Here is a 20253-nt window from a genome sequence, read left to right on the forward strand (position 1 = left end):
ACCTGCTAGGTTTTCCGCATAGCCCTGCAGGACGGGGTTCTGCTGCCGGGCCGCATTCGACCGGATTTGGTTGATCGCCCAGCGCATGTCCACCTGCCGCGTCTGAATCTGAAACTGTACGGGCCTCGTCAGGCCGGAAAGATAGCGGGAGAAGGCCGACTCGACAGACGACTGCTCATTGTCCGAAAGCAGGAAGTAGTTGATGGACCCGCACTCGATGGCCGCCCGGTATTCGCCCGCGCCCAGGTTGATGGCGCTGTGACGGATATCCTTAATCTTGAGGAACGTCTGGGCGCTGGGGATGTCGGGCTTCTCCTTTTTGCTTCGCCGCTGCTTTCGTTTCTCAAAAAAGAAAACGCTACCAAAAATGGCAGTCAGCAGCGTAATGATCCCGGCGGCAACGATCAACGTAAGCCCCTCCGTTTCTCCTGGGCGGGCAACATCGCCGCCGGATCCTGGATGTACGGGAACGCTTTGGGACGGAAGGCATAGGCCAGTCGGTTTCGCCAATACTGGTCGGCGGTCATCCCGAAGGCGTCCATATTCCAGAAGGCCATGTATAGGCCAAGACCCAGCGGAATGACGCCCGCTACAAGGCCGGGGATGATGCCGGACAGAGCGAAGACGGTGAGGCCGGCCCCTCCTCCGAAGCACAGCCCCACCAGAAAGTAGGCCAATTGCCGGAGGCTGAACATGCCTCCGACAACCTTATCCTCCCCATCCATCTGCAGGGGAAGGTGATACATGCCCCCCATTGTTCATCTCCTCGTTTTCTACTGGAAAATGCCAAGACCCACGGAGGTAAGAAACCAGGCGCCGCCACAGATCGCCGTGCCGCCCATGGCCATGAGAAAGCCCGTCATCATGTCGGCACGCTTTTGCGGATTGGAACTGAGCGCTGCCATCTTGGCCCCAATGGTAGCCATGGCAACGGCGCACACGATGGTCAAAATCGCCATGATCCACTTGACCGCATCTAGGATTTTGTTCCCTGCAGATTCCAAACTTTGCTTTTGTACGCCGCCCGTTACACTGACATTTACTTCAGCAAAGGCAATCCCGCAAAAGATGAACGTAGCAGCTAGGCAGAGGGCCAGAATCACCGCTGTTTTTTTCTTCAATCCCATTCTTTCACCCCCTTAAAGAAAAATGAACTGCGCTTTTGTTTTGCAGGAGGCCTGTTACCCCCCCTCAAACAAAAAAGCCGACTTCCCTGCCATGGCAGAAAAATCAGCTCCGCAATCATAACGCCCCGGCCTTTTATGGAGAGCCAGGGCGTTTTACTTACTTTTGGACACACCTTGGGCGCTGGATTTTTGTGAGGTCAAAAACCCAAATTTCTGTGGATGTAGAGGCCTGCGCTTTCGACTTCCAGCAAGTCACACCTGCCTCGTTTTGGGCATACCTTGGGCACTACGGTTTTTGTGAGGTGAAAAACCCAAATTTTCGATTCGGGAATCACCAAAAACCATTTACAACTTAATTATACTGATCCTTTAATTAGTGTCAAACGACTGGGCGACAGACGAGAAAACAAAGACGTTATTAGCATACTGCAACCTTCAATGCTTGAATGGCCTGATCTTTTCCTTCAATCCCGTGTTTCTCTGGCTCACCTTGTCGTTCTTGACAGCAATCCAGAGAGCCCTGTCTGTCCCCACAAGAACCGCCATCTCCCTGGCCCGCGTGATCGCCGTATACAGAAGGTTCCTTGCCAGCATGACGTAGGACTGTGTAGTAATGGGGACGATTACGGCCTTAAACTCGCTTCCCTGGCTCTTGTGGACGGTGATGGCGTAGGCCAGCGCCAACTGTCCCAACTCTTCCTGCGTGTAGGCAACCTCCTGGCCGTTAAACTGGACCACGATACCCTCTGCGGGTTCCGACTCGCTATCGTCGCTGTTCGCCTGCACCATTCCTACCGAGACGATGGTTCCGATGTCGCCGTTAAGTACGCCTTTACCGTAGTTGTTCTTCGTCTGGATCACCTTGTCCCGTAGGCGGAACACCTGGCTGCCGTAAGTGATTTCCTCCATCTTTCCACTACCCCGCGCCGGATTGACAACCTCCTGCAACCGCCGGTTCAGGCTATCCGTCCCGGTATGCCCTTTCTTCATCGGGCACAGCACTTGTATGTCCCCAATGCCCATCCCTTTTTGGATCAGCCGCATGACGGACCGAAGAATCAAGTCGGCCACTTTTTCGGGGTCTTCCTGCCAGATGAAGAAAAAGTCTCCCTTGGTCGGATTGATCTGGGGCGCCTGCCCCCGGTTGATGCGGTGTGCGTTCAGCACGATCTGGCTCTGTTCCGCCTGGCGGAAGATCCGGGTCAGCCGGACGGATGGACAACCGGCCTCAATCAGGTCTTTCAGTACGTTCCCTGGCCCCACAGAGGGTAACTGGTCCGTGTCTCCCACGAGCAACACTTTCGTCCCCGGCGCCAAGGCGTCGAATACCCGATAGGCCAGCGAGAGATCCATCATGGAGGATTCATCGACCACAAGCAGGTTGCAAGGAAGCGGGTTGTCCCGGTTGTACTGGGCCTTGCCGTCCTTGCCGATACCCAGCATCCGGTGCAGTGTTCCCGCCTCCCGGCCAGTAACTTCGGCCATGCGCCGGGAAGCGCGCCCGGTGGGTGCTGCCAGTAAGATCTTCGCTTCGGGATGCAACTTTTCAAAGACATACAAAACAGCACGGGTTGTTTGTGTTTTACCAGTTCCCGGACCGCCCGTCAAAATCAACAGATCCGTCTGAGAGATGGCCCGACACGCTTGTCGTTGCTCTGGCGCAAGTTCAATCCGGGTGGCACGCTCATAAGCGAGAATAAGTTTATCCAGGTTGGCTGGCGGTTTGTCATGAACACCCATCATCGCCTGCACTTTTTCGGCCAGACGCAGTTCGGCCTGGTACAGCCAGCTTGGATACACGACCTGCCCGTTCTGTACTAACACAGTCCGCTCCTTGTCGTCGGCCAGGGTGCATAACTGGCTTAGGGCCCGCTCAACGCGCTGTCTCTCCACCGAACGAGTCTCACGGTTCAGTAGCACGCATGACTGCTCGATGACATCCTCCATGGGGATCCAGCAATGACCCAGGCTGGCAGTCTGTCCCTCTACGACATGCCGGATCGCCGCCTTGATTCTCCCATCGCTGTCCCTTGGCAGACCCACCGAGGCGGCGATCTGATCGGCCCGGTAGAAGCCAATCAGGTCCACTTCCGTGAGCCGGTAGGGGTCCGTCTTCACGATATCAACGGTACGGCTGCCAAACTTCTTGTACACTCGCTGGGCCAGCTTCGGCGTGAATCCCAGCGGGAGCAGGTTCATGACCACGCGATGCAATTCGTGCCGGTCCCGGATGGCATTGTAGATCTGCTCGGCCTGTCGGGGTCCTATCCCCTTGATCGCCTCCAACGTTTTCGGTCCCTGCTCCAGGATGATATCCAGCGCATTAGTGCCGTAAGCGTTGACAATCTGAGCGGCCTTGCTACTACCGACACCCTTGATAAAGGCACTAGACAAATACTCGCGGAGTTGAGCCTCGTTAGTCGGCTGCGGGCGCTCCCAACGGGTCACCTTCAGCTGTTTTCCAAAGCGATTATGGTCCACCCATTCACCCCACAGGATGAGGGAATCATTCGGGGCCAGATTGAAAAACTCCCCGGTGGCCGTCACCGTATCCTTCCGTTGTTCCGGTGAAATGGCGAGGATGTAGAAGTCGCCTTTTTGAAAGATAATCCGCCGGACGATCCCCTTCAGTTCTGCTGTTCTTGCATCACCCGCTGCTGGTTCCGTTGCTTGCTGAAAAAGGTCACTCTGCATAGCCAACATGCTTTCCCTTGCTAAACCCCCCTTCTCCCTTCTATCGGTTATGTTTCCGGCAATCGTTTTGGTTTTTCCAGTGAAAGAAGGGAATTCGGTTGCCTTTTTCCTTCGTTCAGAAATGCTTGATTATCTGGGGCTTTCTGTTGTCAGCCAGAAACATACACGCTGCCAATTTGACATACTCCCACGAATAAATTCGTGGGAGTATGTCAATCTGGCCAATGCCACCCGAATGTCCCGAACCCAGCGCACCAGCGCAAAGGCTTCCCAATCAACATCAATCCGATTTCCTTTTTCACTGGAAAAAATCACTATCTACCCTGACCGCACTTCCTCGGATTCACCGCTCCAGCCCCCCCCAAACCGACTGCCGTTGTATATTTAAAGAGTAAGAAGAGAGAGTCGCTGCCGATTAGCCGAAATCAGCCGAAAACTCTCGCTAGACGAAGATTGGAAGCATTTTTTGGGGTGTGGGGGGTGTGACGTTTTCATCACACATGTGTGATGTTTTTATCACACCCTATAGACAGATCTCCCCCTGTGCGGTTTTGGTCAAAAAACGTCAGGGTTATTTAGCGGCGCTACCTTGCTTCAGTTCTATGTACCGCTTACGGGGATAGAGACGCCCGTATTCTTCACCGGGACGAATCCAAAGTTTGTAGGGAAGAATCATGCCCTCCTTCTCCAGAAAATCGTCGTTAATGACGATCCGGCATAAGGTGGCGTTGATCCGGTTCTGGCTGCCTGCAAACATGATCTCAGGGTTGACGAACAGTGGCCGCTCTTCCACCACCCGCCCATGACGCTTGATACTCCGAAGGTTGATCAGTTCATAGACGATACCCTTTTCGATAAGCCGGCTGACAAGGCGACTGACGTGTTCCCGCGAGAACCCAAAGACCCGCCCCAGTTCGGCAATGGTGAAGTATTTTCCGCTGGACTTCTGTTCTTTCCCCTGTTGAACATGTTTCGTCAGGGCGTTAGAGTGCATCTCCACCACGGCGCTCAGATGAAAAAGGAAAGACGATTCGGACGTCGTTAGGTAGTTGTTGCTGGTGAGATACAGTACATTCCGTGAAATCACCTGGGTAAACTGAGCCGCCCCCTTCTCTCGCTTCTTCACCAGCGTAAACCCGGCCACATTCGCCTTTTTTTCTTCTTGGTTGACCACCGCCAGATCAGCCGGCATCGGTGGCCTGGAAGGCGCAGTCCGCAGTCGTCTTGTGAACATAGCCGTCCCCTTTCTGTCAGTTACTTCGCCTTGGTTGCATATGGAATCGTGTCGGGATTAAAAAACTCCGGTTGCATGAGGTCTGCCCAGTCTTTAGCTGCGCACGCGCAGTCGTAGTCAACTTCGCTCTTTCCTCTTGGAACCCAACAAGCCACAGGCGCTTTTGCCTGCACCACCAATCGAACAGCGGCATTACCCAGCGTGGTGGCCAGAGAGCCGTGGAGCCATATGGTAAGCATGTCGCTCTGCTGGATGCGCTTGACTACACCTCTGCAGCGACCGTATTCGGGCACATCCACCTCAACGGACTGTCCGACCGTCCAGGAGTAGATATCTGTCGTCTTCACGTTTACCTGGACACTCAAATCCTGAGTAAGGGACTGCAAGAACCTTGCTTCTGCGGCTGAGATCGGGCGAAGCTTGTATCCAGTGTGGTAAAGTGGAACCCCAGATAGAAACACCTCCAGATGCTCCAGTAGACTGGCCTGTTTTCGTAGTCCGACGAGTATATACCCTGGCAATACCGGCTCTGATACAACGCGAGGCGACTTACCGGCGTTGACCACCGCTTCCCGGTGTAGCGAATCCACCTTGAGATAGGGTTTCAGTTCGGGAGGCGCTTGCGTACATATCGTGGCGCAGAGCGGCCGTTCTTGTCCTGTCTGGCGGACACAGGCCACGTGCCACTGGAATAGGTCAATCGTTTCCTTTTGCACGCTCCCTCCTCCCTTCTTGCAACGCCATTCCCTACTGACCTTCTGTCTTGGCCTTTATCCTTCGGATCGCCTCGTATACACGAGAAAGACTGACTCCGAGTTCCTTTGCGATGTCCCTGGGCTTTTGGTCCTTCCGTACGTAGACTGACCGCTCCAGCCTAGACAACCGGATGTAAACCGCTGTTTGTTCCTCGGTCAGCCCCAGGGAATGTGCCTCCTGTAAGGTGGCAGCATTGAGATGTATGATACCGGTCGCCTCCCGGATCGCCTGCCGGTAACTCTCGACGGTCATTCCGAGTTGCTGGGCCATCCGTTCACTTCTCCCGCCCGCGTATTTGACGATCAGCGCCTGGCGGTGGCGAGCCGTTAAACCATAAAAAACCAGATTGTCTGGGTGCTTTTTCAATTCCGACAGCTTGTGTGTCTGGATGAATTGTTCCTGGGTGTTGATATTGCACAGCTTGAACTGATTCTGGTCGAGCCGTTTGGCGACAATGGACTTTTCCTCGTCGCTGGCCCGGTCTACGATGGCCCGGTACAGTTCAAACTGTAGATCAGTCTTTCTTCGACTCAGCAACGACCGGGTTTGACGGAATTCCCGGTCCATGACATGCCATGGGGCTTGCATATAACCCTCCTGTTTATACCAAAAATAGGTTATTATAAAGCAAACAGGTCACGCCGTTTCCTTGTCCTTTTCCGCCAACTGCTGCTCAGCCTTCTTCATGACTTCGCTCCGATTGAGGATATCGATAACCTTGCTGAGCAACTCGGCATTCTTACTGGGGTCCGTGCCATAGACGGCACGGTATTCAATGGGATCTGGCCGCCTGGGCATAAGGCCACCTCCAAGTTCTTTAAATAAATAGCCACTTTTAGCAAGCACCGGAACACGGGTGGTCTAATTGTTTTTTAGCCATCATCTCTATTCGCGTTTCGCGTACTCTAGGGCGCAATAATTCATCCGCAGAAACACCAAAAACATCTGCGATCTTAGCCAAAATACTTGCGTCAATACGTCGCCTTTCTTTCTCCATGTCACAGTACATTGAAGGACTAACACCAATTTTTGAGGCAACAAACTTTGCTTTTAGTCCTTTCATAACTCGCAATTCACGAACATTAGAACCGCAACCCAAGATTTCACCCCCAAAACTCAATTTCGCATTTCGCGAATACACACAATTAATTTTTACATACGCGATACGCGAATGTCAATAGATTTATTTGCATTTTGCGTATTGTTATTTGCGAAGCACATAATCCTGTTATTATGTAGTTAGCTGGGGGGGGAGCCGATTGAAAACTACTGGAGAACGGATAAAGTGGGCCAGAGAACGTCTTGGAATGACCCAAGACCAACTAGCAGAGAAAATTCGTGTTAAGATTCCAACAATATCTGGGTATGAAAATAATTACAGGCAACCAGATAATCAGAAACTCCCTCTAATTGCCTCAGTGCTCAATGTGTCAGCGGATTTCCTACTGGGCCTAACTGATGAACCTACACCGTCCCAAAATAAAGGTGTTGGAAACGCTGTCAATCATATAGAATCGGCTCTCACAGACGACCCTGAACTTCTTACTTTCTTTGCTGAACTAAAAGAGCGCGAAGACCTCCAACTTCTTTTCAAACAAGTACGCCCCTTGCCGCCCGACGGGATCAAAAAGATCATTCGGATTATCAAAGCCATTGAGGATGAAGAAGCTCAAGAAGATTGATTAGTCCATAACCACGCAGGACCATCTAGGGAGGCACGTCTACGTTGAACCTCTCCATCCTTGACAAACAACTGATACTCAGTCTGATTGACGAGTCGATACCCTTTCATGACGTAATGAACACCTTTGATATTCGGATAAGCATCGGCAATCTCACGCCAGAGGTATATGCGTTCGTGTATGTCAGCCGGAAAGTTAGATACCATCTGGTGATAAATGGAAACATTAACGCAAAGACCCAGTACCGGGTGTTCTGCCATGAGATAAAGCACATCATCTATGATTTGCCGACGATAGGATATGTTGTGGGTCTGGACATGCAGAGGACGACAATTGAAGAGGCTGCGGACTTGTTTAAGTTGGCATAAAAGCAAAAACACCCCTAAGGGTGTTTTTGTCTTCTAGACATATTTCGACACTATATTCCATCTTTCGACTAATGATACTCCGTGTCTTTATTTTCTAAAAATTACTTTGATCCTTTAGGTCATTGAGTCTAAAACAGCCGCCGCGATAGTGGTAATGGACCCAATCTTTGTTTTACGGAAACATGCTTCCTATTCCTTCTAGCCCGCATTCCGCAAGTTGATATGCCAATAACAAATTTTGCGAGGGATCACGGATTCAGCCTGATTCAGTGTGCTAACCGTAACAAACAAGATTAAGACGAATAATTTGCCTTTTTGTGGGATTCTGTTGTGCTGATTTCGTGATTCTTTGTGACTTCTAGCGGATAAGTCCTTGAGTAACCAGAGAAACGGTAGATTCACATGCAAAAATAACGAAAAAAGGGCACAATCAAGCACACCCACCAATCGCTCTTTGAAGGAGTGATTCACAATGCGCGTCGCTATTTACGCCCGAGTCTCAACCGACGATCAAGCAGACCGGGGCACCGTTCAAAACCAAATCGAATTCGCCAACAAGTACTGCGACCTTCACCAGCACACCATCATCAAATGGTACATCGATGATGGCATCTCCGGAACTATCCCCTTGGAACAGCGTCCAGAGGGCTCAAAACTCGTCAAAGAAGCCTCCGAAAAGCCATTTGACGTACTTCTCATATACAAACTAGACCGCCTTGGCCGCAGCGCCCGCATTATCCTCAACGCTGTCCACGACCTGGAGCAGACCGGCATCGTTGTTCGCAGCATGACGGAACCCTTCGACACGGGTGACCCCTCTGGTCGTTTCCTGCTTACCATCCTTGCTGGCGTTGCTGACCTTGAACGGGATACAATTATCACCCGCCTATGGCATGGCGCCAATCGGGCCGCACGGGAAGGCCGCTGGCTTGGTGGGATTGTCCCGTACGGATATCGTGTTGTTGATGGCTACCTGGAGATCAACGATGACCCCCTCCCCGGCCACCACTTGAGTGAGTCCGATGTAATCCGCATGATTTATCACCAGATCACCGCCCAGGGGCTTTCAACGATTAAGATTGCCGACTACCTGAATGCCTTGGGCATCCCTCCCTCCTACACAAAGGACAACCGGCTCGTTACCTCCGGCAAGCGCAAAGTGGCCACATCCGGCCAGTGGCTTCCCGGTCGCGTCCGGAACATGATCGTCAACCCTACGTACAAAGGAATTCACGAGTACGGAAAACGCTCAAAGAAACAGCGCAGTACGATCACCCGACAGGTGCCCGCCATCGTTTCGGAGGATATCTGGGAGACCGCCCAGACATCGTTACGAAACAACCAGATCGAAGCAACCCGAAATGCCAAACGGGAATATCTCCTCCGGGGATTAATCAAGTGCGGAATGTGTGGCCTTACCTATACTGGAACTGCCTTTAAGGGTCCTAAAGGCGCACTGAAGGCATATTACGTCTGTAATGGAAAGATATCCTACCGAGGCAAGTATAGCGGCAAATGCGCGTCAAAAAACCTGCCTTTAGAAGAAATAGAACGCGCCGTATGGGGGGACTGCGTTCGCTTCATAAATGACCCTGGTGAAACACTGGCAGAGGTTGTGGCCAGTATGGAAGTCCGGAAATCGGAAAAGGAGAAATACTCTGACGAGAAGTTAATGATCGAACAAGCTATATTCGCAAAGGACCAAGAAAAACAACCGATTCTGGATTTGTACCGCCGCAATATTATCTCGTCGTCAGACGTAGAGAAGCAACTTTCGAAGATCGCCCAGGAAACGGAATACCTCCGGCAACGCCTCAAAGAGTTAGACAAGCTCGTTGCGATTGCTTCTGAGGATAACCTCTTATCTCGATTTGCTTCAGCCGAACAACTGCTCAAGGCATTGCGAGACAAACTGGCCAAAGACGACACCTTTGAAACTCGGCGCCAAATCGTGACGTCCCTTGTAGGCCGGATTGAAGTCTCGACAGAAATAAAAAACGGGCGCCCCCATGGAACCGTTACGATTCGATATATTTTCTCTAAAGGTGTTACATGCACGGACACGCGTGGGGTGCGACTATGGTATTCCCGATTCAGTATGGTGGCCTATCATTTCGTTGTGGGGCCATGTCCGGCCGGAACTGGTTTCAACCCACGCACCCGCACGGGGTGCGACAATCTCGGATCGGTGTCGTTTTTTGCACGATCGGGTTTCAACCCACGCACCCGCACGGGGTGCGACGGCGGCAGTATCGATCTGGTGTACGAGGGTGGCGGTTTCAACCCACGCACCCGCACGGGGTGCGACATAAAGTTTAATTGTTGATGGGAAGTGAGGGAAGGTTTCAACCCACGCACCCGCACGGGGTGCGACCAAAACGGAGTTATCCAAGATGGGGTTAAATGCGTTTCAACCCACGCACCCGCACGGGGTGCGACAACGTCTGTTCTTACCCGGTGATAGATATTCCATGTTTCAACCCACGCACCCGCACGGGGTGCGACGATCGAGCATGGAACAATCCACCTGCTGGGCTATGGTTTCAACCCACGCACCCGCACGGGGTGCGACGCCTCTAAACACAGGCGCTCCTTCTGCTTCCAGAGTTTCAACCCACGCACCCGCACGGGGTGCGACAGCCAAGTAGACGTGAAGCCGGGAATCAACATCACGTTTCAACCCACGCACCCGCACGGGGTGCGACGCTGGATTTGCCGGCGTTCCTGGCCAGCGCACGATGTTTCAACCCACGCACCCGCACGGGGTGCGACAGGCAAATGCATCACCGTTCATAAGGCAACCGGTGTTTCAACCCACGCACCCGCACGGGGTGCGACTCGCGGTCGTGCTCGTCATCGGCCAAGCCGAGATAGTTTCAACCCACGCACCCGCACGGGGTGCGACACAAGAGAACGGTTGTTTATATGTGGCATTAGAGTTTCAACCCACGCACCCGCACGGGGTGCGACGCAAAAGACCGGATGCTTGAATGGGTGCGTGGCGGTTTCAACCCACGCACCCGCACGGGGTGCGACCAGCGCGTTACCGCTGCCGGAGAGGACGCCGAAAAGTTTCAACCCACGCACCCGCACGGGGTGCGACCCAATCGCCAGCCCTTACCTACATCGGGCGCCTGTTTCAACCCACGCACCCGCACGGGGTGCGACGCAAAGCAGCCGAACTGAAAAAGGTCTATGCCGAGTTTCAACCCACGCACCCGCACGGGGTGCGACTTGGAGGATCTCAGCCACCCTGTCGGCAGGCGCCAGTTTCAACCCACGCACCCGCACGGGGTGCGACTCACCCTTCGTCCTCCTTCTATCGGAACTCACCCGTTTCAACCCACGCACCCGCACGGGGTGCGACGTAATGCCAGCAGAACGCTGACGTATTGCATCGGCAAGTTTCAACCCACGCACCCGCACGGGGTGCGACACCGCTACCCTGTCGAGACCGGTCTGGACGCGACGTTTCAACCCACGCACCCGCACGGGGTGCGACGCTTTTCGGAATATAGCAGAATTCCCCAATCATTTGTTTCAACCCACGCACCCGCACGGGGTGCGACCCTCTGTCGCTGATAGGATGACAACCTACAGCCTGTTTCAACCCACGCACCCGCACGGGGTGCGACCATTTCGAACTTGCTACAATAACTCAGCAGCGGCAGTTTCAACCCACGCACCCGCACGGGGTGCGACGATCACCGTCGACGACCTGGTCATTCGTGGTCTGGGCGTTTCAACCCACGCACCCGCACGGGGTGCGACCTTACGACAAGGTCAACCCGGAGGCGATTACCACCGTTTCAACCCACGCACCCGCACGGGGTGCGACATGGAGTATATACGGAAATAGTTAGATTATAAAAGTTTCAACCCACGCACCCGCACGGGGTGCGACCCTAAAACACCCCTTTATTTTTTAATCCTCAACCTCTGTTTCAACCCACGCACCCGCACGGGGTGCGACTCGAATGTCCAGTAATTCTCCTCCTCGTCGTCCAGTTTCAACCCACGCACCCGCACGGGGTGCGACGTCGACAGTCTTTCTGCCTTCCCGGACCATTAAGGTTTCAACCCACGCACCCGCACGGGGTGCGACTGCAAGTGTTGAGAAGTAAAAAATAAAAGAAATAGTTTCAACCCACGCACCCGCACGGGGTGCGACTGAGACAGAGCGGCGATGTTCCGGGACCAGTCCTCGTTTCAACCCACGCACCCGCACGGGGTGCGACGCAACGTCATCATTTGGAAAACCTCTAAAGCTATAGTTTCAACCCACGCACCCGCACGGGGTGCGACGATGCGGAAATAATTAGGACACATTGTTTCCACAGTTTCAACCCACGCACCCGCACGGGGTGCGACAATAAAGGTCTGATTTAGGATAGTCTGGAACGGGAGTTTCAACCCACGCACCCGCACGGGGTGCGACCGTTGGAAACTATACAGGCAAAACGGCATCAGGGTTTCAACCCACGCACCCGCACGGGGTGCGACCTACACTGATGAGGCAGGTTAAAACAGAACAAAAAGTTTCAACCCACGCACCCGCACGGGGTGCGACGCCGATTATAACGAGATTGTTATTTGCAACGCTGTTTCAACCCACGCACCCGCACGGGGTGCGACAATGGGTGTTTGGCTATAAGAAATGTTTATGGTGGTTTCAACCCACGCACCCGCACGGGGTGCGACCCCTTCATGGAAATTATATCCATTAATAATCAATGTTTCAACCCACGCACCCGCACGGGGTGCGACCACCGAAAGGTGACTTTTCTTTTTGAGTTCGTAAGGTTTCAACCCACGCACCCGCACGGGGTGCGACGCATATCTGTTTGTGTGACTACCCCGATCAAGCTGTTTCAACCCACGCACCCGCACGGGGTGCGACCCGCGCCAACAGTCGCCACTTCCGCAACCTCGCTGGTTTCAACCCACGCACCCGCACGGGGTGCGACGGCTAAGGACCGGGCTGGGTATAATCAAAAACCCCGTTTCAACCCACGCACCCGCACGGGGTGCGACAATCAATCAGATGTCACTGCGGAAACTGACGTTGGTTTCAACCCACGCACCCGCACGGGGTGCGACCACTCGCAGGGAGCAGGCCGCGATGATCACCGCCGTTTCAACCCACGCACCCGCACGGGGTGCGACACCGGGCCAAAAGAGCACTGTTGACGTACACAGTGTTTCAACCCACGCACCCGCACGGGGTGCGACGCTGCCGTTCAGTCCGTGGTTGCGTTCGCTTTGTGTTTCAACCCACGCACCCGCACGGGGTGCGACTGGACGCCGCAGGTTGGCGAAAAAGCGTGGAACGAGTTTCAACCCACGCACCCGCACGGGGTGCGACTGGACGGTGTCTCGGCGGGCGCTGATTCGCTCTTGTTTCAACCCACGCACCCGCACGGGGTGCGACAAGTCTGCGTGGGCGAGGAGTGCGATTACTACAGGTTTCAACCCACGCACCCGCACGGGGTGCGACGGGCCAGGAGTTGCGCGGCGCGTTGAGCCAGCGCGTTTCAACCCACGCACCCGCACGGGGTGCGACAAAGACGCAGGCCCATGATGCTACCCATTGCCAGTTTCAACCCACGCACCCGCACGGGGTGCGACGTCGATGATTGCGTAGTAGGCCGCTTCCTTCGGGTTTCAACCCACGCACCCGCACGGGGTGCGACGGGCAACCGCGTCACGCTTTCGGCGTTGTCGATGTTTCAACCCACGCACCCGCACGGGGTGCGACCAGGAAGTGATCAAAAAACACGGATACCCTGTCGGTTTCAACCCACGCACCCGCACGGGGTGCGACAAGGGACTCGAAAAATACGGCATGACCCTGGACCAGTTTCAACCCACGCACCCGCACGGGGTGCGACCAACCAAGGCAGAGTAACAGCCACAACCGAAGCAGTTTCAACCCACGCACCCGCACGGGGTGCGACGGCGATGTCAGCGCTGTCATAGATAGCGCAAACGGCGTTTCAACCCACGCACCCGCACGGGGTGCGACTGTGGTCGATGACAGCCAGATCCGGCGGGCTGAGGTTTCAACCCACGCACCCGCACGGGGTGCGACTTGCGCTCAGACTGTGAAGCCTTCGCGCAGTAGAAGTTTCAACCCACGCACCCGCACGGGGTGCGACCCGTTCGACTCCTACCACGTTGCCATGGACTACGGTTTCAACCCACGCACCCGCACGGGGTGCGACGCTTGGCGACGTGTCCGATGCCATAGACAAGGTGGCGGTTTCAACCCACGCACCCGCACGGGGTGCGACGGAGCGGCGATTGAAACGCTATCAGGATGCCGTCAGGTTTCAACCCACGCACCCGCACGGGGTGCGACTTGCCGAGCGGACGGCAAACGTCAACCAGACAAGTTTCAACCCACGCACCCGCACGGGGTGCGACTGGCGGATGTGACTTGACCGTTGTTGATGTAGGGGTTTCAACCCACGCACCCGCACGGGGTGCGACGGTGCGCTCCAGGGGGCCACGCAGGAAACGCTAAAGTTTCAACCCACGCACCCGCACGGGGTGCGACGCCACGCCAGCCGAAACGTGGGAGATCGCGGCGGTTTCAACCCACGCACCCGCACGGGGTGCGACGGGCAGGTGGCGAAGTGGAGGGGGAAGCAGAGGGGTTTCAACCCACGCACCCGCACGGGGTGCGACGCCTACGTCGAAGCCATCGCCCGCGACCTGTTTAAGTTTCAACCCACGCACCCGCACGGGGTGCGACGCAGACCGCCGTTGATCTGCTCCTGAAACATCTTGTTTCAACCCACGCACCCGCACGGGGTGCGACCACCAAAGGCGGTACAGCGAAATTCGAGATCTACGGTTTCAACCCACGCACCCGCACGGGGTGCGACGCCCAAGATTCTGTCGATAAGCAGTTCGCCGCCGGAGTTTCAACCCACGCACCCGCACGGGGTGCGACCGTACTTTTCCAGGCCCTTTGCGGTTTGTTTTTGTTTCAACCCACGCACCCGCACGGGGTGCGACCACACGTTTTTATCTTCTTTCTCGCGGAGAATAGGTTTCAACCCACGCACCCGCACGGGGTGCGACTCAATTCGTCCATGAGATCAAAGTCAAGCACTGGTTTCAACCCACGCACCCGCACGGGGTGCGACGTGGACGTAGTGATTAAGGCGGGGTTCACCGGGGAGGTTTCAACCCACGCACCCGCACGGGGTGCGACGATACAGGTTGAGCAGGGAAATGGCGGCTGGCGTAGTTTCAACCCACGCACCCGCACGGGGTGCGACGCAGAACTTCAACCAGGTATTAGACACGGCAAAGGTTTCAACCCACGCACCCGCACGGGGTGCGACCGCCTTTTCTGTACCAGGGCGCATTGTGAAATTGTCGTTTCAACCCACGCACCCGCACGGGGTGCGACTTTCTGCCACCTTCGTTATGCGCTGGGAGCGCAGGGTTTCAACCCACGCACCCGCACGGGGTGCGACAAACGTCCTGAGTGCAAGTCTTACCGTGTCAACCGGTTTCAACCCACGCACCCGCACGGGGTGCGACGACCTTACGGCGATGCCGCGGTTTCCATCCTCCTGTTTCAACCCACGCACCCGCACGGGGTGCGACAACGCCGCCGACAGGATTCATCTCCGCCCTACGCGTTTCAACCCACGCACCCGCACGGGGTGCGACGGTGCGGATCGCGAACTACGGCGCGGACGCAGTGGTTTCAACCCACGCACCCGCACGGGGTGCGACGTGGTTTGAAATGGTGCACAATTTGCAAGCAGTGGTTTCAACCCACGCACCCGCACGGGGTGCGACGACATCAACGCCCGCCGCCTGACCATGTACAGCATGTTTCAACCCACGCACCCGCACGGGGTGCGACCCGCGTGGAACTGGAGACGCGGGATGGGCGACAGGTGTTTCAACCCACGCACCCGCACGGGGTGCGACCCTACGGCAGAAGAAAAAATTGCCGTGCTCCAACAGTTTCAACCCACGCACCCGCACGGGGTGCGACGGTTTTCCGACTTGAAGACCACCAGGGATCTGACAGTTTCAACCCACGCACCCGCACGGGGTGCGACGCCAATACCGTCGTGAACATTTAAGGAGGAAGCCATGGTTTCAACCCACGCACCCGCACGGGGTGCGACACTCCATTCGGCGTCGGAGAACTTACCGGCAATGTCGTTTCAACCCACGCACCCGCACGGGGTGCGACCGGCGCTGGTTGCCCTGACGAAGACGGTCACACCGGTTTCAACCCACGCACCCGCACGGGGTGCGACCATCGGAACCTACGACCCCGGCACCGGGGCGCGTTTCAACCCACGCACCCGCACGGGGTGCGACTTATGACAGACATCCAGGCGCAAACATTCGGGCAGTTTCAACCCACGCACCCGCACGGGGTGCGACGGGTTTCCGTTGCAAATATCGATAATGGAGATTTGGGTTTCAACCCACGCACCCGCACGGGGTGCGACACCTCATGCGGTTCTGCCCTTTCTGCGGCGGTAAAAGTTTCAACCCACGCACCCGCACGGGGTGCGACCCTGCCACGCCATCGTAAGCGGTGACGGGCGCGCCGTTTCAACCCACGCACCCGCACGGGGTGCGACGCCAGAGACCGACAAAAACTGTAGGAGGTAGCCATGGTTTCAACCCACGCACCCGCACGGGGTGCGACGGCTGATTCTCCGGGTTGCTGGGTGATGTTTCCGTTTCAACCCACGCACCCGCACGGGGTGCGACACTATCGGCGGGACGGCAAAGTTTGAACTGTACGGTTTCAACCCACGCACCCGCACGGGGTGCGACCCATCAACGGCACGCCCTACGCTCTTCCGAACAGCGTTTCAACCCACGCACCCGCACGGGGTGCGACAGGACCGAAAATCGCCCTCGCCTCCCTTGCTCAGGTTTCAACCCACGCACCCGCACGGGGTGCGACCGCACCAAGGACACCAGCTTCCGCATTGACCCGGTTTCAACCCACGCACCCGCACGGGGTGCGACCCTAAAGCCGAGCGCATCCGGCGTCGTCGGCGCAGTTTCAACCCACGCACCCGCACGGGGTGCGACGGCGCAAAGTGTGCCGGTGATGGTGGGGTGGACTAGTTTCAACCCACGCACCCGCACGGGGTGCGACGGCGCGAAGAGCGACGAAGTCGTCGTCGCCCTGGCCCCGGTTTCAACCCACGCACCCGCACGGGGTGCGACGCTATACAGCAAAAAACCTAATCCCTAGCCCTTTACGAAACACATTTCCGCGAAACCATTGTGCGGCGTTCTAGAAACACGTGCCTGAAATGACAGAATCGGTATCCAACCCCTGTCAGATCACGATCGCGAACCTACCGGGTTTTTATGATCACTTTACGTTCGCGTTTCGTAATCAGATGATCATCGGACCTTCGGGATCATACGATGAATGGGCCCCAACATGGTCAACTCGCTTTTTCCAGTTAGTTCCCAGCATATAAAACCGTATGCTGTCCGTTTCCGGATCCATGATTTGCTCCAAACGGTGACGCAACTGAACATACTGTTCAGGATCCAGCAGGCACTCGAATACGGATTTTTGCACCCGTTGCCCGTAGTTGACACATTGCTTGGCAATTTGGCGAAGCCTTTTTTGACCGGCTGAATCCGTCGTATCGACATCATAGGTGATAAGCACCATCATAAGCATTCACCCCTATCTCTATCGCCACACAAAGGGCGGGTACCCATCCAGGTCGCCTCGGAGATAGCGGGCCAACAACAACGATTGAACATAGGGGATGAGCCCGATAGGAACTTTTTCTCCTAAAAAAGGATGGGTAATCTCCTCGGCTTTGCGCTTCTGCCAGGCCGTCAACACCGTCTTTCGCGCTTCCGCATCCATGTAGACAGCGCCGTTTTCCTTCTGGTAAAAACTTTTACTGTCCACTTGCCTGCGATTGATCAGCGACAAGGCCATTCGTTCCGCTAAATACGGCCGCAACTCCTCCATCACGTCCAAGGCCAGACTAGCGCGGCCAGGACGGTCACGATGGAGAAAACCGACCGACGGATCCAAACCGACCGTTTCCAGCGCCGCCTCTACATCATGAGCCAGCAGCGTGTAGAGAAAAGACAGCAGGGCGTTAAAACAGTCCAACGGCGGCCTCCGGCTGCGCCCGCGCATATAGAATGTTTCCTTTTGTTCAAGGATCAGTTCATCAATCGCTTCGAAATAGATTTTAGCTGCGTCACCCTCCATCCCGCGAAGGCGGTTCAGAGACCCCGCGCCGGGTATTTCTCTTAATATGCCGGCAAGCGAATTCACAGCCTTTTGGACAACTTCTCCCCGGATGCGCCCTTCATGATCTCGCAGTCCCCGCTGGAGCACCGTGCGCGCGTTCGCGATCTTTCCAGTCACCATATGGCCTGCAATCGCGAGAGAAGCGTCTTCATCATCGGCCATCCGGTACTGTTTGCGTCGCAAGAGAACATTCCCCGAGACACCGCCTGTCACCCTCGCCAGAAAACGGCCGTGCTCCGTCAAAAATGAGAGCGCCACTCCCCGTTCGGCGCATAACCCCATCAAAGCGGGGCTCGCGCCGGTATAGCCGAAGGTGATGATTCCTTCGAGGTTGTGGATAGGGACGCGAAATCGTTCCTCATCACCGGAACGGACGACCACATTCTCTCCATCGCGGGCTAAATAGGCGTCGGACAGCGTCACATAGAGCGTATTCAATAGTTTTCTCACGGCAACGCCCCCCGCTCCTCCTGAATATCCTTCAGCACATTCCGCACGTAGTCGGTCACGCGGCCGGTCTTCGGCAATCGCGGCATACAGGTGTCCCGGAGAGAACATAATTTGCAGGGTCCTTGCCGGGTCAGCGGCGGCGGTGTGGCGCCGCGTTCGTACAGTTCATGCATCCGCAGCGCCAAGTCCTCCACCTCTTTACGCAAGTGCTCGTCCAGTTCCACTGCTTCGCGCCGGCGGATCTCTCCATAATATAAGTACCCGGCATTAATGCGAATATGGTACATCTCTTCCAGGCACATTGCCTGTGCGCACAGTTGCACCCGATCCCGGTTGTCTTTTTTGGGCCGTCCCCTTTTGTATTCAACCGGATATGGACGCCACATGCCATCCTTCCCTGCCACCCTCACGGCTCCCGGCGCGAACCCCGCCACGGCCTCCGGGGCGGGGTCCGGCGCGTCTCGCACGGTTTCCATTGCGGTTTCGTTTTCAGTATCCGTCAAGCTTTCGACCACGCGATGGTACTCAATCACATCGGCGACGCCGTAGATGCCCAACCGTCGCGACACCAGCGGCACGGCGCGGGCCGTAATGCGATCGCCGCGCTTTTCAAACAGCAGCGGATCGTGGACGCGCTCATGGAGGATGCGCCCCTCCATGGTTTGCAGGTTTTCCTTCCACTGCTTTTCCAGGTGAATCAGCGCCCACTGGCGTTCGCAAAAGGCCATGTGCTGCAGTCCCGACAACGCCAGCAGTTCCTCTTCACCATACTCCCGCTTGCTCACAGCAGTTCCAATACCTTCACATTGCCGGGCAGCTTATCCTGATGCAACTCGATGTGATAGTCGGCGAAGGCACGCGCCGGCCGGGCTTTGTCGATCCGTTCCGCCCGGACACAGTCGAAGAGTTTGTGTGCGGGCGCATTGCCAAGGGCCGTTTCGTGCTGGAAGACATACAACTTGCGGGACGACATCTTGCCGCGCGCCGCCGAATGATCATGTTCAAACATCTCCATCAGCGCTTGCCACAGAAGAGCGAGGTCCTCGTCGGAAAAGCCTGTTTTTTCAGCCAGGTGGGACGATATGTACCCCTCAGCGCGGTAGAGGGCATAGGGCACGATGTGCTTTCGACCCATGGCCCGCTCTTTTTCCGCATCGTTGGCGTTGGTCACCGCCATGCGGGTGATGGTCACCTCTTGTTGCACGATCGGATCGATACTACGCGAAAAGGCGATTTGCACCGGACCGCGCACTTGACCGCAGTTGACTTCCGTCGTCATCACCGCGCCGAAAGTGCGAATATCGAAAAAGTTGGCGCACATATACCCGGTCAACTTTTTCGCCTGTTCCTGATCCTTTGGCAACTTTTTCGATTCCGACTTGATCCCAAGTGCTTCATAGGCCGTTAGGTGCTGTTTATTCAGCACAGCGCCTTCCCGAACATAGATATTGTAGTTCGGCTGACCGGCCTTGGCGATCTCCACATAATTGCGGATCTTTCGCTTCAGGCACACATCAGAGACGATCCCCAGGCCCGTCTCCGGGTCGATGCGTGGCAGGTTGCCTGCATCGGGGTCACCGTTGGGATTTCCGTTTTCCACCTCAAAAAACAAGACAAACTCATAGCGGTTGCAGATCGGCTCGGTCAT

Annotated in this window: 15 protein-coding genes, 1 pseudogene and 1 CRISPR repeat array; of the genes and pseudogenes, 3 read left to right on the top strand and 13 right to left on the bottom strand. The window is 55.8% G+C overall.

The features are described from left to right. The 9 genes from GTO91_RS13740 to GTO91_RS13780 form a co-directional block, all read right to left on the bottom strand. Positions 1 to 408: hypothetical protein (locus GTO91_RS13740; protein WP_207709030.1), on the bottom strand; the 408-nt coding region annotated here is incomplete at its 3' end. After that, positions 405 to 755 (bottom strand): PrgI family protein, encoded by a 351-nt coding sequence (locus GTO91_RS13745; RefSeq protein WP_161259307.1) that lies wholly within the window; start codon positions 753 to 755, stop codon positions 405 to 407. The genes GTO91_RS13740 and GTO91_RS13745, both read right to left, overlap by 4 nt. A gap of 18 nt (positions 756 to 773) precedes the next feature. Then, positions 774 to 1127 (bottom strand): hypothetical protein, encoded by a 354-nt coding sequence (locus GTO91_RS13750; RefSeq protein ID WP_161259308.1) that lies wholly within the window; start codon positions 1125 to 1127, stop codon positions 774 to 776. 435 nt (positions 1128 to 1562) lie between these two features. Further along, positions 1563 to 3821, bottom strand: a complete 2259-nt coding sequence (gene recD2, locus GTO91_RS13755) for an SF1B family DNA helicase RecD2 (RefSeq protein ID WP_235919605.1) — start codon at positions 3819 to 3821, stop codon at positions 1563 to 1565. Between the two features lie 571 nt (positions 3822 to 4392). After that, on the bottom strand, positions 4393 to 5055 hold the full coding sequence (locus GTO91_RS13760; protein WP_161259310.1) for a hypothetical protein: 663 nt from the start codon (positions 5053 to 5055) through the stop codon (positions 4393 to 4395). A gap of 20 nt (positions 5056 to 5075) precedes the next feature. Further along, positions 5076 to 5771, bottom strand: coding sequence for a hypothetical protein (locus GTO91_RS13765; protein ID WP_161259311.1), 696 nt, complete (start codon positions 5769 to 5771; stop codon positions 5076 to 5078). Positions 5772 to 5802: 31 nt separating this feature from the next. Then, positions 5803 to 6399 (bottom strand): TrmB family transcriptional regulator, encoded by a 597-nt coding sequence (locus tag GTO91_RS13770; protein ID WP_161259312.1) that lies wholly within the window; start codon positions 6397 to 6399, stop codon positions 5803 to 5805. A gap of 48 nt (positions 6400 to 6447) precedes the next feature. Continuing rightward, positions 6448 to 6609 carry a hypothetical protein gene (locus GTO91_RS13775; protein ID WP_161259313.1) on the bottom strand — a complete coding sequence of 54 codons (162 nt, stop codon included), beginning with the start codon at positions 6607 to 6609 and terminating at the stop codon, positions 6448 to 6450. 37 nt (positions 6610 to 6646) lie between these two features. Then, positions 6647 to 6910 (bottom strand): helix-turn-helix domain-containing protein, encoded by a 264-nt coding sequence (locus GTO91_RS13780; RefSeq protein ID WP_161259314.1) that lies wholly within the window; start codon positions 6908 to 6910, stop codon positions 6647 to 6649. Between the two features lie 160 nt (positions 6911 to 7070). On the opposite strand from GTO91_RS13780, the gene GTO91_RS13785 reads away from it, so the two are divergent. From GTO91_RS13785 to GTO91_RS13795, 3 genes and pseudogenes are all read left to right on the top strand, one after another. Continuing rightward, the gene (locus tag GTO91_RS13785) at positions 7071 to 7493 is read left to right on the top strand and encodes a helix-turn-helix domain-containing protein (RefSeq protein WP_207709031.1); all 423 of its coding nucleotides are present in this window, start codon (positions 7071 to 7073) and stop codon (positions 7491 to 7493) included. 44 nt (positions 7494 to 7537) lie between these two features. Further along, the gene (locus GTO91_RS13790; protein WP_161259315.1) at positions 7538 to 7861 is read left to right on the top strand and encodes a hypothetical protein; all 324 of its coding nucleotides are present in this window, start codon (positions 7538 to 7540) and stop codon (positions 7859 to 7861) included. 472 nt (positions 7862 to 8333) lie between these two features. After that, positions 8334 to 9422: pseudogene (locus tag GTO91_RS13795) on the top strand (recombinase family protein); the annotation flags it as partial. Between the two features lie 583 nt (positions 9423 to 10005). Then, a CRISPR array of direct repeats spans positions 10006 to 17089; the repeat unit is 32 nt; unit sequence GTTTCAACCCACGCACCCGCACGGGGTGCGAC. A 175-nt stretch (positions 17090 to 17264) separates the two neighbouring features. Here the strand turns inward: GTO91_RS13795 and cas2 are convergent. From cas2 to cas7c, 4 genes are read right to left on the bottom strand one after another with little or no spacing between them, the layout of a single operon-like run. Continuing rightward, positions 17265 to 17555 (bottom strand): CRISPR-associated endonuclease Cas2, encoded by a 291-nt coding sequence (gene cas2 / locus GTO91_RS13800; RefSeq protein ID WP_161259316.1) that lies wholly within the window; start codon positions 17553 to 17555, stop codon positions 17265 to 17267. An 18-nt stretch (positions 17556 to 17573) separates the two neighbouring features. Next, positions 17574 to 18605: a type I-C CRISPR-associated endonuclease Cas1c gene (gene cas1c / locus GTO91_RS13805; RefSeq protein WP_161259317.1), complete on the bottom strand. Its 1032-nt coding sequence runs from the start codon at positions 18603 to 18605 to the stop codon at positions 17574 to 17576. Then, positions 18602 to 19390 carry a CRISPR-associated protein Cas4 gene (gene cas4 / locus GTO91_RS13810; protein ID WP_407929532.1) on the bottom strand — a complete coding sequence of 263 codons (789 nt, stop codon included), beginning with the start codon at positions 19388 to 19390 and terminating at the stop codon, positions 18602 to 18604. Before cas4 ends, cas1c begins: the two co-directional genes overlap by 4 nt. Next, complete coding sequence (cas7c, locus tag GTO91_RS13815) at positions 19387 to 20253, bottom strand: type I-C CRISPR-associated protein Cas7/Csd2 (protein WP_161259318.1); 867 nt, start codon at positions 20251 to 20253, stop codon at positions 19387 to 19389. The genes cas4 and cas7c overlap by 4 nt, the downstream gene beginning before the upstream one ends.

It is taken from the genome of Heliomicrobium undosum (assembly GCF_009877425.1).
Taxonomy (GTDB): Bacteria; Bacillota; Desulfitobacteriia; order Heliobacteriales; family Heliobacteriaceae; genus Heliomicrobium; species Heliomicrobium undosum.

What these genes read in the sequence shown, in the direction of transcription:
- cas2 (WP_161259316.1), bottom strand. Translation starts at nt 17,555, where the DNA reads ATGATGGTGCTTATCACCTATGATGTCGATACGACGGATTCAGCCGGT.
- GTO91_RS13770 (WP_161259312.1), bottom strand. Translation starts at nt 6,399, where the DNA reads ATGCAAGCCCCATGGCATGTCATGGACCGGGAATTCCGTCAAACCCGG.
- GTO91_RS13775 (WP_161259313.1), bottom strand. Translation starts at nt 6,609, where the DNA reads ATGCCCAGGCGGCCAGATCCCATTGAATACCGTGCCGTCTATGGCACG.
- cas7c (WP_161259318.1), bottom strand. Translation starts at nt 20,253, where the DNA reads ATGACCGAGCCGATCTGCAACCGCTATGAGTTTGTCTTGTTTTTTGAG.
- GTO91_RS13760 (WP_161259310.1), bottom strand. Translation starts at nt 5,055, where the DNA reads ATGTTCACAAGACGACTGCGGACTGCGCCTTCCAGGCCACCGATGCCG.
- GTO91_RS13745 (WP_161259307.1), bottom strand. Translation starts at nt 755, where the DNA reads ATGGGGGGCATGTATCACCTTCCCCTGCAGATGGATGGGGAGGATAAG.
- GTO91_RS13750 (WP_161259308.1), bottom strand. Translation starts at nt 1,127, where the DNA reads ATGGGATTGAAGAAAAAAACAGCGGTGATTCTGGCCCTCTGCCTAGCT.
- recD2 (WP_235919605.1), bottom strand. Translation starts at nt 3,821, where the DNA reads ATGCAGAGTGACCTTTTTCAGCAAGCAACGGAACCAGCAGCGGGTGAT.